The sequence below is a fragment of the Roseofilum acuticapitatum BLCC-M154 genome (assembly GCF_030068475.1).
GTDB lineage: Bacteria > Cyanobacteriota > Cyanobacteriia > Cyanobacteriales > Desertifilaceae > Roseofilum > Roseofilum acuticapitatum.
Map to the genome: position 1 here is coordinate 1 of NZ_JAQOSP010000125.1, position 16,700 is coordinate 16,700.

Consider the following 16,700-nt stretch of genomic DNA (forward strand, 5'->3'; position numbering starts at 1 on the left):
ATGAAAATTTGTTAAGAAGCGGGCAAGATGCCCGCACTCCTCGAATTCTTTGATATGACTGGAGTGGGAGCATCTTGCTCCCTGGATTTTTAATTAGGGTATTTCCGCTTCGCGGACATGAATAAGCGAACTTGATATCAATACTGTACCTAAGTTAGGATTGACGCTATAATCAATCCTAACAGTTTTTCGGATCTACTTCTCGGACTCTATGAAAATTCCCACCGCAACTTATCGACTCCAATTCACCTCCCAGTTTACTTTTGAAATGGCTAAGACCATCATTCCCTACCTATCAGAATTAGGGATCTCCGATATTTATGCTTCCCCCATCTTAAAAGCGCAAAGTGGCAGCACTCACGGTTATGATGTCGTCGATCCTAATCAAATTAATCCAGAACTTGGTGGCCAAGAAGAATTTGAAAAACTCATTGAAGTTGTGCAAGAAAAACAACTCGGTTGGATACAAGATATTGTCCCCAACCACATGGCATTTAGCAGCCAAAATCCCCTATTAGTCGATGTTTTGGAAAATGGGCCCAATTCTCAGTACAAAGACTACTTTGATATTGATTGGGAGCATCCTTATGAAGGCATTCGCCACCGAGTTCTCGCCCCATTTTTAGGAAAATTCTATGGTGATTGTTTAGAAAGTGGAGAATTAAAAATTCAGTACGATCAAAATGGATTTACAATTAATTATTGGGATTGGAAATTTCCAATTCAAATTGAATCTTATGGTAACATACTAGATCACAACTCAGAAGAACTACGCAACAAACTGGGTAGAACCAATCCTGATTTTGTTAAGTTTTTAGGTGTTTTATATGCCATTAATGCCATTCAATATATTCCCCCTGGTTCCGGCCATCGAGAGCGGTATGAACAGATCAGCTTTATTAAAAGCATGATTTGGGAATTGTGGAATGACAATCCGGAAATCAAAGCATTTATCGAAAAAAATATTGAAGTTTTTAATGGAGAAGTGGGTAAACCCGAAAGTTTTGATCTTTTGGATGACTTACTCGACAAGCAATTTTTCCGACTCGCTTTTTGGAAAGTGGGAAATGAAGAACTGAATTACCGACGATTCTTCACCGTCAATGATTTAATTTGCGTGCGAGTAGAAGAACGAGGCGTTTTCGATCAAAGCCATAAACTCATCCTACAGTTAATCGAAGAAAATAAAATTACTGGCTTAAGAATCGATCACATTGATGGATTGTACGATCCAAAACAATATCTGATTCGGCTGAGGAATCAAGCAGAGAACACCTATATTGTCGTCGAAAAAATTCTGGAACCCCATGAAAAACTCCGGGTAAACTGGCCCATTGAGGGCACAACCGGCTATGACTTCCTGAATTATGTTAATGGGATTTTCTGCTATCAAGAATCAGAAGCAGAGTTTGAGCAGTGCTATAGCCAATTTATTGGCGATGTTTTGAAATGCGATAAGTTGGTTGACGAAAATAAGCGCAAGATTCTAGAAAAACATCTAGCCGGAGATATTGATAACCTGGCCCATTTGCTCAAACGAATTGCTGACCAGTATCGCTATTCCAGTGATTTTACCATCTATGGCTTAAAAGCGGCTTTGGTGGAAGTAATGGCGGCCTTCTCGGTCTATCGAACTTATATTAGTGGCGAAGTTAGTGGGGAGGAAGTCAATTATGAAGTGAGCAAACTCGACCAAGAATGTATTGCCCAAGTGATTGCCAAGACTCAAGAAAATATTCCCAGCTTTTTGAATGAATTAATTAATGAAATTAGTTTTATTCAAAAATTCTTGTTGTTGCAATTTGATGAACATCTGACCTCAGAGGATAAGAAGCAGTGGCTGCATTTTGTCATGCGTCAGCAACAGTTCACGGGGCCCCTAATGGCTAAGTCGGTAGAAGATACGGTTTTGTATATCTATAACCGGTTGGTTTCTTTGAATGAGGTGGGTTCTACTCCGGGTCACTTTGGGTTTTCCCTAGAAGAGTTTCATGGATTTAATCAAGAACGGTGTTCCGATTGGCCCCATGCGATGAATGGCACTTCGACCCATGATACGAAACGGGGTGAAGATATGCGCTCTAGAATTAATGTGCTGTCGGAAATTCCAGAGGAATGGAATGAGTATCTACAACTGTGGAAAAAGATGAATGGGGGGTATAAGGATACGGTGCGTGGGCTAGATGTGCCGACTCCGAATGATGAATATTTCCTCTATCAGACGCTGCTGGGAATTTATCCTTTTGATGACCAAGATAAGGGGGAATTTGTGCAACGGATTAAGGATTATTTGATTAAGGCTATTCGGGAAGCGAAGGTGAATACGGCTTGGTTGCGTCCGGATATGGGCTATGAGGAAGGGTTTCTGAAGTTTGTGGATAGTTTATTTAAGGAGACGAAGCAGAATAAGTTTTTACCGTCTTTCCGTAAGTTTCAACAAAAAATTCAACACTATGGTATTTTTAATTCCCTTTCGCAAACTTTACTGAAAATTACGGTTCCGGGTGTGCCAGACTTTTACCAGGGGACGGAGTTATGGGATTTAACATTGGTCGATCCGGATAATCGCCGACCGGTAGACTTTAAGAAGCGGTTAAAGTTGCTGAATGAAATTAAGTCTCAGTGGAAAAAGAATAAGTCGGCTTTATTTGCCGATTTGTTGAAGCACCCAGCAGATGGGAAAATTAAGCTGTTTACGATTGTTCAGGCTCTGAAGGCTCGTCATGAGTATCAAGATTTGTTTCAACGGGGAGATTACCAGAAATTGCCGGTGAATGGGAGCCTCAAATATCATATTGTCACGTTTATGAGGACTTGGAACGAGCAAAGTGCGATTGTGATTGCGCCTCGGTTTTTAACGAAGTTGATTAAGGAAGATGAGTATCCTCTGGGGGAACAAGTTTGGCATGAAACCCGGATTTCTTTGCCGACGGGGCCTTCTGCGGTGTGGAAAGATGCCCTAACTGGACAAGAAATCCAAGGAGAAAATACCTTGTGGATACGAGATATTCTGAAGGAGTTTCCAGTGGCTTTACTGATTAAAGAAACTTCAAATCAGGAAGGCTAGGAAATTAGGCTATTATGCTTAATGACTATGCCAGATTTGTTCTCGATAAAAGGCAAAGGCATCAAACATTGCCCCAACTAGGCTACAGGTTACCCCAAGAACGAGCAATCCTTCTAGGGGTTCTCCATTGCCAAAAATGGCTAAGAAATGCCAAATGAGACTTTCTCCGGTTTGGGAGAGGGTGGTTAATCCGGGAATTTGAGTCCCTAAATCTAAGCCGAGCATCACCCCTCCAATAACTATCCAAGGGGCAACAAAACTTAAGATAACGGCTAAACAGAGGGAACGAATAAAAATCAGTAAAAGGTTCATATGAGTTAAGTCCAGCAAACCTCATGTTAAGGAGGACAACTGGGTGTCATCCGTTTCTACGATAGGCTGAATTTTCCCATTTCGACCAAGAATACAGAAAACTTAAATTTTGCTTGTTAAATCTTTTTGAAGATATGTGGCAAAGGGTAAGAGGAATGTTGGGTGATGTTTGAGTTTTCTTTCTTGTTTAAAAAGGATAGGGTTTGATTTTGTATCAGAGATTACGAGTGAGGGTTGGATTAGCAGTGCTATCTGTATCTTTTGGCGGGATGAAACGTCAAGTTTTTGAGGATGCCATTGTAGTATTACTGAAAGATATATTTAAAAATCTTTACAAATAGTCCGGGGGAGATGGAAGGATTGTCACGAGTTTTTCACAGGGGAATCCTAGGATAGTTACTTGAATATTCTCAGGTTTGAAGTGGGTGGTTGATGGGAGGTTGTCCATGGTTACTCTATCGGGTTGGTCGTATGCGAGAAAGATGACTTCTAGTCGTAGTTCTTCTGCTGAGGGTTGGCTAGGGATCGAGCGGATGGGAAGTTTGCGATCGCGGATGACCCTCTTTATCCTACTAGGAGTTGTGCCTATTGTTTTAGGCGCTCTACAATTGCAAGCTTTCCACACGGGACGAATTATTAAGCAGGAAACCGAGGAAGTTCTTGACCTTCAAGCTCAACGATTAGCCGATCGCGTGATGCAATGGGATCGGATGAATACCTTACTGGTACAAAACCTGAGTCGTCAACCGGGAATTGCCCAACTGACGGCCGAGCAGCTACGCCCCCTGTTACAATCGACTCACAAGACTTATCAAGACCAGGTTTGGAGCGTAGGAGCGGCGAATCTCAAGGGAGATATGATTGCTCTGAGCGAACAAGAAATGGTCAAACCGCTCAATTTTCGCGATCGCAGTTGGTTCCAAGGAGCGATACAAGGACAACCCATTACCCGTGAAACCCTTATTACTCGTCGGACGGGAGAACCCGCAGTCATTTTTTCGGCTCCTATGTATATAGAAGGGGGCGATCGCCTGCATCCCCAAGGGGCGATCCGTATGGGTATGGTATTAACAGAAATTTCAGATGTGATTGGGATGACCCAAATCGGTAAAACCGGTTTTGCCTTCCTCGTCAATGAACAAGGTCAACTCTTAGCCCATCCCAACCGCCAACTCCTACAAAATAGTCTCCAGGATTTGAGTGAATATCCCCCGGTTCAACAGCTCTTAAAAGGGAAAGAAGGACTCTTAGAATTTGAAGATAGCGATCGCATCCATTGGTTATCCACCAGCATCAAATTAGCCAATGGCTGGGGAGTCATTCTCATGCAGCAAGAAGAAGAAGCTCTGGCTACCGAGCAATCTTATCATCGCTGGGCGATTTTCATCAGTATTCTCACCCTAATCGTTGTGGGTTCAATTACTTGGTATTTTAGTCGTTGGGTCACCCAACCCTTAACCAATCTGACTGAAGGGGTATGGAACCTCTCCAAAGGACAGTGGAATGAACGAGTCTATCTTTCCCAAAAAGATGAATTAGGAACCCTAGCGAAAGCCTTTAATCGCATGGCAGCTCAGTTACAACTGACATTTAAAGCCTTGGAAATAGCCAAAGAAAATTTAGAGCTAAAAGTAGCTGAACGCACCGAACAACTGAATACGACTGTGCAAGAATTAAAACAAACCCAAGCCCAGATGATTCAAACGGAAAAAATGTCTAGCTTGGGGCAAATGGTGGCAGGGGTTGCCCATGAGATTAATAATCCGGTTAGTTTTATTCACGGCAATTTAACCCACGCCGAAACCTATGCCGAAGACCTGCTATCCTTGGTACAGCTCTATCGCGAGCATTATCCCCAACCTCCGGAAGCCATCCGACAAGAAATCGAGGCGATCGAACTCGATTTCCTCAGTGAGGATTTTCCCAAAACCTTGAAGTCTATGCAAGTGGGAACTCTGAGAATTCGAGAAATTGTCAAATCCTTGCGGAACTTTTCCCGCTTAGATGAATCGGAAGTCAAGCCAGTCGATATTCATGAAGGGATTGATAACACCCTCATGATTTTACAAAATCGCTTCAAATGTTGTCAGAGTTGTGCCCCGATTGAAGTCATTAAACATTACGAGAAACTCCCTTTAATCACTTGCTATCCAGGGCAACTCAATCAAGTATTTATGAATCTGCTGAGTAATGCAATTGATGTGTTAGATGAACGGAATCATGAATTAGATCGCCACACTTTAAACGAAAACCCCAGTCAAATTACCATTACGACTGAAACCCTAGGCAAAGATTGGGTGGCTATTCGCATTGGTGATAATGGCTCTGGCATTCCAGAATCGATACAATCTCGTTTATTCGATCCCTTTTTCACCACTAAACCCATCGGTAAAGGAACGGGTTTAGGCCTCTCAATTAGCTATCAAATTGTCACCCAAAGACATGGCGGCCGTTTAGGGTTTGAATCGAGTCCTCAACAGGGTACAGAATTTGTAGTGGAAATTCCTGTGAGGTAATGGGTAATTCGATAATAAGTAATCCTCCCATCTCCCCATCTCCCATGGTACAATGATCCCGATTAGGGATTAAATAAGGATGTAATTGCTGTTTCTGTGCCTGAACTTACCGATCTCGAACAACTGTCTACTGCGCTCTCGTCGCCGAATGGGAAAACCCAACTGAAAACCATTGAGACTCTCAGCACTTTAGGGAGTTCAGGGGAACAGGTGCTGATGGATTTTTTAGTCAAGGGCGATCGCCGTCATCCCACTTGGGTACAAGGAACGGCATTCCTCAAGCTCAAAAAATCTGAGTCTGCTGCTGTGCAAGAGTTTCTCAGTCGTGAGTTTCCCCAAGGGGTAGTTCCCTTAAACAGCGATCGCGATGTGGATTACAGTCCCCTACAAGCGCTGTTAATCGAGCAGAAGTTTTTAGAGGGCGATCGCCTCACCCTATTAAAAATGTGTGAACTCGCTGGAGAAAGTGCCATGACTCGTAAGTGGCTGTATTTCTCCGAAGTCAACCAATTTCCCCGCACCGATTTACGCACCATTAATACCCTATGGCTCGTATATTCCGAGGGTAAATTTGGCTTCTCCGTTCAACGGGAAATCTGGCTATCCTTGGGCAAAGACTGGGATAAACTTTGGCCGAAAATTCAGTGGCGCACCGGTAAAACTTGGACAAGGTATCCCAGTGAATTTATCTGGGATTTAACGGCTCCCAAGGGCCATTTACCCCTCACTAACCAACTGCGAGGGGTGCGGGTGATCGATTCCCTGCTTTCCCATCCTGCTTGGACAGAGTGATACATCCCTTTGCTGAGTAATAAGGTACTCTCAGAAAGATCCCCCTTAACAAGCAGGGCAAGGGGGGATGTTTTTGCTGTACCTAATTATTGAGCCATACTCATACTCATTAGCACCTCCTTCGGAGTCAGGATGCCATGGAATTTGCCCTCGGCATTAGTAACGGCGATCGCCATCCCAGAATCAGACAGAGAAAAAGCTGCCTCTAAACAATGGGAATCTTCAACCTTCGGAAAGTCATTGACCATCAGATCCACTAAATTTTGATTACCATTATTGAGGGCATATTCTAGACGGTGTTTCTGGAGCAACCCCACAGGAACTTTATCTTCATTAACCACATAAATTTGATTCAACCCTTGTTGTTTCATCTGTTCCAGAACCAGTTCAATCGTATGTTGATGTCCATTCAAAGGGTTAGTTTTCCGTGCCACTGTGCCAATTTTCAGCACTTGAGCGCGATTGACATCTTGGGTAAAGGCACTCACATAATCATCAATGGGACGTAAAACTAGGTCTTCAGGCGTTCCCACTTGTACCACTGCTCCATCTTTCATGATCGCCACGCGATCGCCAATTTTCAGCGCCTCTTGAATATCATGACTAATAAAAACAATTGTTTTATGTAATTCTGCCTGCAAGCGAATCAACTCATCTTGCATTTCCCGGCGAATCAACGGATCGAGGGCGCTAAACGCTTCATCCATCAACAAAATTTCCGCATCTGTAGCTAATGCTCGTGCTAAACCCACCCGTTGCTGCATCCCCCCACTCAAAGATGAGGGAAAATAATTGCGCCAGTCCGCTAACCCCACCCGTTCTAACACTTCCACCGCCTTCTGTCGGCGCTCCTTTTCTCCCATCCCTTGCACCTTCAACCCATATGCCACATTTTCCACTACCGTCTTATGGGGAAATAAACCAAACTTCTGAAACACCATGGCAATCTTGGTGCGACGAACGTCCTGAATGCGCTTTTGGCTAGTATGTACGACTTCCTCTCCATCAATATAGATATTGCCACTGGTGGGTTCAATCAAGCGATTAATGCAACGAACCAGGGTGGATTTCCCCGATCCAGATAATCCCATGATCACAAACAATTCACCGCGATTAATTTTCAGGGAAACATCTGCTATACCCAGCACATTACCGGTTTCTTTCAAAATCATCTCACGGGTTGCCCCCTCTCGAAACCGTTGCAGGGCTTTTGAGGTGTGCTTTCCGTAGATTTTGATTAAGTTTTCTAGGTGGATTTTGGTTTCACTCATGATGATTCCAACAATAACATCAATAACACTCGATGGATAACTCAGGAGAGCGCTACTGTATACACTATAAACGACAACCCCACTTTTCTGAGCTTTCATGGGAGTACCGTCTAGTATAAGACTAGATCCTGTTATGCCAGCGATCGCCGTGGGGAATCCAGTAATCATGATGAAAACAACTCACCCTCTCATAAACTAGCCACAATATAGTGCTATCCCATTAGCTCAACTCCATATTTGTGACTTGACAACAAGCAGGGTTCATGCTGCGAATATCGCACATATTCCCGAAAGCAGTCAGAATTTTTCGGGGCAGTCGAGTATTGAGGCGACTGTGAGCCACTTGTAAGTTATCTATCACTAAAAGATCTCCCTTTTCCCACGGAAATACGGCGGCATTTCTCCATTCCGCTTTCCCTAACTCTTTTGCCTCTGCTTCTGTCAGTTTAAGGCAGTTGCCTTCTTCACCAACAAAGAATGTATTTAGCTTACTGTATTGGGATGTAGAATCATCAACAACAGTTGCTTTTTCTGTTCGTATTTGCTCTAACATTTGATATAACTTATAAGGCATAAAATTGTAATAAATCCTTTTCATTAATCTATACCTTGGCAGAATACTTCGATACCATTCCCTGCTTACTAAGCAATCACAAATACTGATCCCAAAGCATAGTCTTCCTGTTCTTGGGTGAGAAAAAACTGGGATATAAGAGCATTCAAAATAAAGAGAACCGTCGTCTTTCCAGTCAAAATAAAATCCCCCATTTTGGAGTAATTTTGTGATCTCCTCTCGCGATTGTTTCTCAAACACCATACCCAATAAACTCTTGGGAACAAATCGCACATATTTCTGAGCCAAGTTCGCTATTTTGTATTGAAATGAAGGAAATAAATCATTAAAAACTTTTTCTGTGTTTAGAATAGGAGTCTCTCCATATAGATCGGGTTTTGTTTGACAGAAAAAAGCTAAAACACTCGGTCTTATCGGTACCATATTTAATTCATTATGAGGCATAACAATCAGATTGGGAGGTGCTTCAGAAGACGTAAACACCTTATCCGTTATTCGCAATCTTTGAGCGCTACCAAAGTGATAATATTTTTCCAATTCAACCTTAAGTAGCTCTAGAATACTTTGAAATTGTACTCCAGATTCCACTTCAAATCCCCGGAACAAAATCGCTCCGTAGGTATCTCGTTGTTGATTAAACCAATCACTATTTTCCCTAACGAGTTTAGACAGGACGGGGAAAGATCTTTCCTTGACTGGCTCTATGACTAGAGGCAGTTCTTTTTCATCGCTCATTATACTTTTTTCATCATCGCGCAAAAAACGCACTTTAATATTAGATGACAGAGGATTTGGGAGATTTTCAATTGTTTTCATAGACTCAAACCTGATTCTAATCGATTACCTATTCTCTAGCCTGTTCTGCTGTACGTCTGCTCCTTAGTTTGAACGTTCAATATGCCTTAAACAACGAACTCCCGGCTACACGAGTCCGCCGTGCTACTCTGTGCCATAACTCTAATACCACCTCCTCCAAACTTTGTCCATCCGCCTCCACCATCCGGGAAATCATACCAATTTTCCCAAACGACCAAAACAAACCCGCTTCCAGTAAATATGGCTCATCGGTTTGAGCATGTACCCGAAAATCATACAGAGAATAGTCACGACATCCTAAAGCAACATGGGCTTGCTTGGCAGCATCAGCCACCCTCTCAAATAACTCTGGAGCCACATCCGCAGGACAAACCGGTTTAACCGGCGAATTTCTAGGTTGTCTATGGGGAGTTCCATCCGATCGCAGCTCATACTTATCGGTTACAGTTCTAATAGGATGCTCCTCACTCACCAAATACTCAATCATCGGCGGAACCCATAACTCTCCCTTACGCTCAATCACCCCTACCCGCAACTCCCGCCCAGGGATATACTCTTCCACTAACAGCACCTCATCATGTTCAAACCCCACTTGCAAAGCTTCAGAGATTTGCTCTTCTTTCCACACCAAAGTTAATCCTAAAGAATTATCTTCTGAGCTGGGTTTAACAATTAAGGGAGGCTCTAGAGTAACCTTAGAACCTCGACGTACAACTTGCCCTTTCGCCACAGGAACCCCAGCCTCAGACACGATACTTTTAGTATGCGCTTTATTGGTAGCTAAAGCTGTACAGTAGGAAGGAGAACCCACCACCGGTAAACCCAAAATATCCTCAAACAATGCCCGAAAACTCGTCATTCCCGGAAAACAAAACATATGGGGAACCACCAGATCAATCTCAGGTAGTCGGGCAATCATTTCCTGGAATGATATCTTTTCTGACAAGTTTTCTAATGAGGTTCCTAACTGCCACAACCCATCGGGATGGACAACTGCATAGTTACTGCTCACCCCTGGAGGTTGTATCACTTCTTTGGCATAAATGAGTGAGAGATTGTGGTAAAATTCCGATACGCGGGAACCGGATAGGTGTAAGACTTGCATTTAATCTCCATCTAATTCAACTAATTTGCCAATATTAAAATCGATTCTTACCCAACCCTTCATTTTTTGTAAATTTTGCAAGAGTAGGATAGGAATTTGCCAGTGATGTACCATCAAAAAGGGCAGGGGGTCGCGGGTTTCAAAAATTCCATCTGTGCCTTCGAGCATACGCTTCATCCAAGCCTTCAATTGCTCAAAGGATCGAATTTTGGTCAGTCGCCACAGTTCATGATAAGTCCAGTAGGTAGGTTGACTATCCGGTAGGGGAAAAATGGGGTTTTCGGTTGCATTTTCGGGGTCTTTGAGATAGGCATCTGCCACTCCGGGATGATCGTGAAAGGTGGTAATAGCTGAGTGAGTTCTCGGATTGCATTCTAGGGGATAAACGCCTCCATCTTCGGTTTTAATAAAATCAAAAGAGATTTGCCCCGTCAGATTTAATCCGTTGACAAAGGTTTGCACCCAATCATAAATTTCAGCTTCTTCTACATGGTAATAATTGACTTGAAATTCTGAGGATTCACAGCAACAATGCAGTCTTATTTTACCATTTCTGACGGTGCTATGGGTGCAATATTCTTTCCCTTGAATGAATTCTTGCATAATCCAAGGTTTATCTTCACTAATGGGCAATTTTTTCAGGAACGCTTCCAAGTCTGCTTGAGACTTCAGGGGTAGCTTGGTCATATCCAAGCGGCGCACGGAGTCGTAGGGAATGCTTTTGAGGATGTATTGACTTCCATCTTGTACAAAATCAAAATCAAGAATTTGCTTAGGGTGAGTCATCAAAAAAGATTTGGGGACAGATAAACCGAGGCTTTTGGCTTTTTCAATAAAGGTAAATTTATTATCTAATAGCTTAGTGTTCTCTAGATCAAAATGAAAAACCTCACAATAGGGGGATAAAATAGGTTTGAGCATTGATTCATAATAGCTACCGGTAGGACTTGATACGGGAATAAATATATCGATGTTTTCTTTTTGGACAATTTCTAATACGGCTTGCTGATACTCTGGCCAGTTTTGCTCAGGATTGGGAACGGTATAAAATCCTTTGATGGCATTAGAAAAGCGATTTCCTGAGAGCCAATACTTATGGGTTTCTAAAAGAAAAACACGATGTCCTGCTTGATGGAAGGAGCGAGCGAGTTGCAGAGATTTTGACATTTTTGCACCCGTAATCAGGATATTTTGGGAATGCTCCGATCTGGACTCGCTCAGGGTGATATGGGCGATCGCTCCCCAGAGTAATGGGGGCAGAACTTTTAAGAGATTGAACGGTAAAATGAGGGTGAGTAGTAGGAGAGTGCTTAAGTTCTGAACCAGAGCATAAGCGCGGTTTTGGATAAAGAGGATGATGAGCATGTTAATTGGATAACCTAAACTTCAGATTTAATGGCAGAGGTGCTGGAGATCGCTAAATACATTCCCAATAAGATGACCGTGAAACTTATCCCAGTCAACAGGCTTAAATTTTCCGATAAAAATATCCAACTTTCGACAGCACTAAGAGCCGGAATAACCAATCCTACTAAGCTGACCAATCCTGAAGATAACTTTTTCAGGCAATAAGTCCAAAGCCCGACACCCAACATTTGACCGATCAGGGCTAAAGCTATGACTGCAAACCACCCTATTACGGAACTCGGAAAAAGCTGCTTTTCCGCAATCAGAGTAATGGGCAAAAGTAACAGAAAACTCGTTATCGAAGACCAAGTCATAATCGTGACTGAGTTGAAGTTAGTGCGGAGTTGCTCGGCGATTAATGGATGTACACCAAAAAATACGGCTGAAAGTAAAGCTGCCAGATCTCCTAGTATTTGTGGACTGATGCTAGATGAGAAAAGGTCATTTATTTCTAGCAAAGTTGCTCCAGCGATTGCCACCAACATCCCAATCAGAAATCGGAGATCGAAGTTCTTACCCAAAGCCAGCCATCCCCCTAGGACGGTAAATATGGGAGCAAGATTATGCATCATGGTAGAGTTTGCAACGCTGCTTTGAGTTAAAGACCAAGCCCAAGATATCACCCCCATTGATAAAAGAAACCCATCTGCGATTAATAATGGGGCACTGGCTAATTGATGTCGTTTCTCTTGTTCTGGCTGGGTATCCTTGTCTCCCTGATGCACGGCCAATACTTTACTCAGCAGCGCAAAGGCAACACCTGCTATCCAGAAACGATTAAATGCTGTGGCACTAGGGCCGATTTCTATCTCGCTCAAACGGATGAAAATTGGCGATAAAGATAGACAAATTAAGCTGCCTGTTAATGCGGCTAAGGAGTCTATCGGCAATGATGAGACAAGTTGTAGCTGCGACAATTTCATTCTATGATAGCTTTGACGATAAATTTTAGGAGTTTTAGATCAATATAACTATAGCTAGTCTAAATGAGTTGTGCAAACCGAAATTTGTCGAATGCTTTAATTAAGTAACTGGATTGTTTTTTTTATCCACTCTAATTACTTTAGGATGATGTAATAAGGCTTCTTCTTCTGTCATTTGAGCATAAGCAATGATAATGACTTCATCCCCGACTGAGTTCATCCGAGCGGCTGGGCCATTCAGACAAATTGTCCGACTTCCCCATTCACCGGGAATAGTATAAGTTTCTAGACGAGAACCATTGTTAACATTGACAACTTGTACTTTTTCATAGGCAAGAATATTGGCTTTTTTCAACAGTTCTTCATCAACGGTAATTGAACCTTCATAGTAGAGTTGAGCTTCTGTGACTTTGACTCGATGAAGCTTGCTTTTAAGCATGATGATTAACATGATGTTAGGACTCTATAGGATTCAGATTATATAGCGGTTTTTCGCTTTATGCAGGATGTTTTGATCCCCCTAAATCCCCCTTAAAAAGGGGGACTTTTAATGACTCTAAATCTCTCTTAAAAAGGGGGACTTTTAATGACTCTAAATCTCTCTTAAAAAGGGGGACTTTCGCTACTTTCGGCGAATAATAGTCAGTCCATCGCGCAGGGGAAGCAACACCTGCTCTATTCTGGGGTCTTGGGTGACGAAATGATTAAATTGGGCGATCGCCTCTCCATTGGCGCTGCGCTGTTCCGGTTTCAGGTAAGGTTGCCCTTGCAGCAGGGTGTTATCCACAAAGATCCAGCTCTTTTCGGCTAATAGAGAAGTATCTAACAGCGTTTGCAGATACTGAATGTATTTGCCCTTATCGGCATCGATAAATACAAAATCAAAGGATTCTCCCGCCTCAGCCAACTCTTTCATGATGTCCAAAGCTGGGCCAACTTTGACGGAGATTTTTTTACCATCGGCCGACTGCTGAAAACAGGTTTGGGCAAATTCGGCTACATAGGGGTCAATTTCACAGGCAATCACCTGTCCATCATCGGGTAAAGCTTCGGCCATGGCTAGGGCAGAATAGCCGGTAAACATGCCAATCTCTAGGATACGCTTTGCACCGGTCATGGAGACAAACATCTTGAGGGTTTGCCCTTCCAGATGGCCAGAGAGCATTTCTTGCTCTAACTGACGCACAGTTTCGCCATCGGAAAATCGCAGTTCCCAGGGTTCTTGACTGGTTTTTTGGGCAAGGTGGGCTAGAGCGGGGGATTCTGGGGTGGTATGGTTTTCGATATAAGGGTTGAGTCCAGCGGCCAGTTCGTAAGCGCGATCGATCCGCTCCATTAACTCGGTGGGAATATTGGCCGACTTTGCCTGTTGAGCAATGGCTTCTAGCTGCTCGACTAAAATTCCCAGGGGGGTTACAGCTCTGGGTTCCTGAATCTCTGGATGGGTGTTACTCATTACCGTTTTTTCCTTACTCTAATCCGAGATCGCTCAAGTACATTTGCTCCCCTGCACCGCCATCGGGAAACTGACTACAGATGGCTTTATGCTCTGTTATGGCACGTTCCAACTGTTCCGGGGAAACCTCTTGTGCATAATCACAAGAGCCAATAGTTCCCTGGGGTAGGGGGGCCCAAAGTCCGCCTTGGCCGCGCTTGCGACGCATGTTTTTTTGCCCGGCTAACATCAGTTCTGTGTCTTCTAGGATGGGATGATAGACGGATAAACTGAGGGTGCGACAGAGGGCGATGATGCGATCGCGATCGGCAGCAGTAATCCAGTCTAATTCTGCTGCTAAAGTGGCCCCAAACGCCATACCAATGGTCACTGCATGGCCATGCATTAATTTCGCCATTGGTTCAAACCTCGGACTCCAGGTATGGCCGTAAGCATGGGGACGGTCTTGGTAGGTCTCGAACATATTCGTTCCCTCATGCTTCATATACGCATAGAGGGCATGATAAATCACTTCATCAGCAATTTTCTCTAACTTTGCGTCAGCATTGACGGTGGCGAAATGGGTTTCAATCAGGTCTACCCCATACTCTTCTAAGAGTTCAAATAACTCCAGGTCATCGGTCACGGCCATCTTAATAATTTCCGCCATCCCATTGCGGATATGACCGATGGGTAAAGTCCGGAAAAAATTGCGGTCTACTAAGGTGAGAACCGGAGGATGATACACGCCAATACTATTTTTAAATAGCTCCCCATTCACACAAGTTCGAGGGGAAGGGCCGGCATCAATGGCAGCCACAATGGAAGTGCCAATCATCACATAGGGGGTGCGCCGATGTTGCAAGGCACAGGCTAATCCAGCCACATCACTGAGAACCCCACCCCCCATGACTAAAACGGGTTCATTGCGAGAAACATCACAGCCTTCTTTACCTAAAAAATGGAGCAGTTGATGGACGGTTTCCGGGGTTTTGTCCGACTCCCAAGCGCGACAGACTTTGAGTTCTAAGGGAATTTGATGAACTTGGAAATAGTGGCGGAGTTCATCTCCATAGAGTTCATTAATGGTTTGATCGATGATACTAATGCAGCGACCGCATTCTCGATAAAGATTGGCTAAAATTGGGTTAGTTGGGTCTAAAACACCTTCAACTATTTTGACTTCTGCTTGTAAGGTGTAGGTGGCTGTGACGGTAAAGGAGCGCCGATTCGGTTCTTGTGCAATTTCGCCGTACCCGGTATACCATTGTGAGGTTTGATAGCGCTGGTCGTGGGGTCGCCAAATAAGCAGGTCAGGATCACTATCTGATCGAGAAGAGTTTAGGCGATCGCTTGTTGGGCGATCGGAATTTGAGAGAGACGGTGAAGCCATATATTTCCATTGAGATAGATGCTACAGAGCCATGAGCAACAGATTGGGTTTTCAATGTTGCCTCTATAAAGATACCCTCAGCATACGAGATCGACTACCGTTGGTCAACTCTGCTGAACTCAAATACTATAGTGGTAAAAATAGGATCGGAACTTATGGAATTTATCAGCCCCAAAACCGATTTTGCCTTCAAGCGCATCTTTGGTTCCCAAGAAAGCAAAGATATCCTGATTAGCTTCTTAAATGCCCTCATTTATGCCGGAAATCCAACCATTCAAGACCTAGACATTATCGATCCCTACAATCAAGGGGAGAGTAGTGGACTCAAAGATAGTTATCTGGATGTCAAAGCCGTTCTAGGCAACGGTACAACCGTCCTGATTGAGATGCAAGTGCTAAATGTACCCGCCTTCAAAAAGCGAGTGTTGTACAACTGGGCAAAAACCTATGGCAATCAACTGAGCATGGGAAAACCTTATGTGGGACTGCAACCGGTTATCGCTCTAACGATCGCTGACTTTCCCCTATTTCCGAAGGCTAAACCCATTATCACCCACTTCTGCTTAAAAGAGAAAAGCCTATCATTCGAGTATCCTGACGAACAAATCGAACTGATCTTTGTGGAGTTGCGGAAATTCCATAAATCCCTGGAAGAACTCGAAACACTGACAGAAAAATGGATTTATTTTATGAAAGAAGCGCCCAATCTACAGATGATTCCCAGTTCTCTAGAAGAAGTGCCAGAAATTGGCAAAGCCTTGGGAATTGCCAATCGAGCCAATTTGAGTCCCAAGGAAGCAGAAGAGTTAGAGCGAAAGGAACGATGGATACTCGACCAGGAAGGTTATGTGACGCAAGCAAGGATAGACGGATTAGAACAAGGGCTAGAACAAGGACGTGAAGAAGGTCGGGCTGAAGCAGCATTAGGATTAATTTTGCGTCTACTTGAGCGACGGTTTGGAGAGGTTCCTGAAGCGACTTTAGCCCAAATCCAACAGTTGTCTTTAGAGGATTTGGATGAGTTGGGGATTATGATCTTGGATTGGAGGAGTGTCGAGGATTTAGGCCGTTGGTTGAGGGAGCGGGGGT

At 43.6% G+C, this 16,700-nt stretch carries 13 protein-coding genes; 4 read left to right on the forward strand and 9 right to left on the reverse strand.

Annotation, left to right across the window (positions count from 1 at the left end; genetic code table 11):
* The first annotated feature begins 211 nt into the window (after nt 1-211).
* Nucleotides 212-3,067, forward strand: coding sequence for a malto-oligosyltrehalose synthase (treY, locus tag PMG71_RS20050; RefSeq protein WP_283755499.1), 2,856 nt, complete (start codon nt 212-214; stop codon nt 3,065-3,067).
* Between the two features lie 18 nt (nt 3,068-3,085).
* Here the strand turns inward: treY and PMG71_RS20055 are convergent, their stop codons facing one another.
* Nucleotides 3,086-3,379 (reverse strand): hypothetical protein, encoded by a 294-nt coding sequence (locus PMG71_RS20055; protein ID WP_283755500.1) that lies wholly within the window; start codon nt 3,377-3,379, stop codon nt 3,086-3,088.
* 482 nt (nt 3,380-3,861) lie between these two features.
* Between PMG71_RS20055 and PMG71_RS20060 the strand changes: the two genes are divergently transcribed.
* A complete protein-coding gene (locus tag PMG71_RS20060) occupies nt 3,862-5,895 on the forward strand; it encodes a sensor histidine kinase (protein ID WP_283755501.1) in 2,034 nt (677 codons plus the stop codon).
* Nucleotides 5,896-5,991: 96 nt separating this feature from the next.
* A complete protein-coding gene (locus PMG71_RS20065) occupies nt 5,992-6,687 on the forward strand; it encodes a GUN4 domain-containing protein (RefSeq protein ID WP_283755502.1) in 696 nt (231 codons plus the stop codon).
* 86 nt (nt 6,688-6,773) lie between these two features.
* Here PMG71_RS20065 and PMG71_RS20070 read toward each other — a convergent pair whose 3' ends face one another.
* The 8 genes from PMG71_RS20070 to PMG71_RS20105 form a co-directional block, all read right to left on the reverse strand.
* Nucleotides 6,774-8,126: a quaternary amine ABC transporter ATP-binding protein gene (locus PMG71_RS20070; RefSeq protein WP_283755503.1), complete on the reverse strand. Its 1,353-nt coding sequence runs from the start codon at nt 8,124-8,126 to the stop codon at nt 6,774-6,776.
* A gap of 52 nt (nt 8,127-8,178) precedes the next feature.
* Nucleotides 8,179-9,348, reverse strand: coding sequence for a TauD/TfdA family dioxygenase (locus PMG71_RS20075; protein WP_283755504.1), 1,170 nt, complete (start codon nt 9,346-9,348; stop codon nt 8,179-8,181).
* 76 nt (nt 9,349-9,424) lie between these two features.
* Complete coding sequence (locus tag PMG71_RS20080; RefSeq protein ID WP_283755505.1) at nt 9,425-10,453, reverse strand: D-alanine--D-alanine ligase family protein; 1,029 nt, start codon at nt 10,451-10,453, stop codon at nt 9,425-9,427.
* On the reverse strand, nt 10,454-11,818 hold the full coding sequence (locus tag PMG71_RS20085) for an ATP-grasp domain-containing protein (protein WP_283755506.1): 1,365 nt from the start codon (nt 11,816-11,818) through the stop codon (nt 10,454-10,456). It abuts the gene before it with no gap.
* Nucleotides 11,819-11,832: 14 nt separating this feature from the next.
* Nucleotides 11,833-12,783 (reverse strand): DMT family transporter, encoded by a 951-nt coding sequence (locus PMG71_RS20090; protein ID WP_283755507.1) that lies wholly within the window; start codon nt 12,781-12,783, stop codon nt 11,833-11,835.
* Between the two features lie 100 nt (nt 12,784-12,883).
* Entirely contained in the window at nt 12,884-13,234 is a 351-nt protein-coding gene (gene panD / locus PMG71_RS20095) for an aspartate 1-decarboxylase (RefSeq protein ID WP_347179350.1), read from the reverse strand.
* Nucleotides 13,235-13,405: 171 nt separating this feature from the next.
* A complete protein-coding gene (locus PMG71_RS20100) occupies nt 13,406-14,239 on the reverse strand; it encodes an O-methyltransferase (RefSeq protein ID WP_283755509.1) in 834 nt (277 codons plus the stop codon).
* A gap of 13 nt (nt 14,240-14,252) precedes the next feature.
* Complete coding sequence (locus PMG71_RS20105) at nt 14,253-15,611, reverse strand: 3-dehydroquinate synthase family protein (protein WP_283755510.1); 1,359 nt, start codon at nt 15,609-15,611, stop codon at nt 14,253-14,255.
* Between the two features lie 155 nt (nt 15,612-15,766).
* On the opposite strand from PMG71_RS20105, the gene PMG71_RS20110 reads away from it, so the two are divergent.
* Nucleotides 15,767-16,700: Rpn family recombination-promoting nuclease/putative transposase (locus PMG71_RS20110; protein ID WP_283755511.1), on the forward strand; the 934-nt coding region annotated here is incomplete at its 3' end.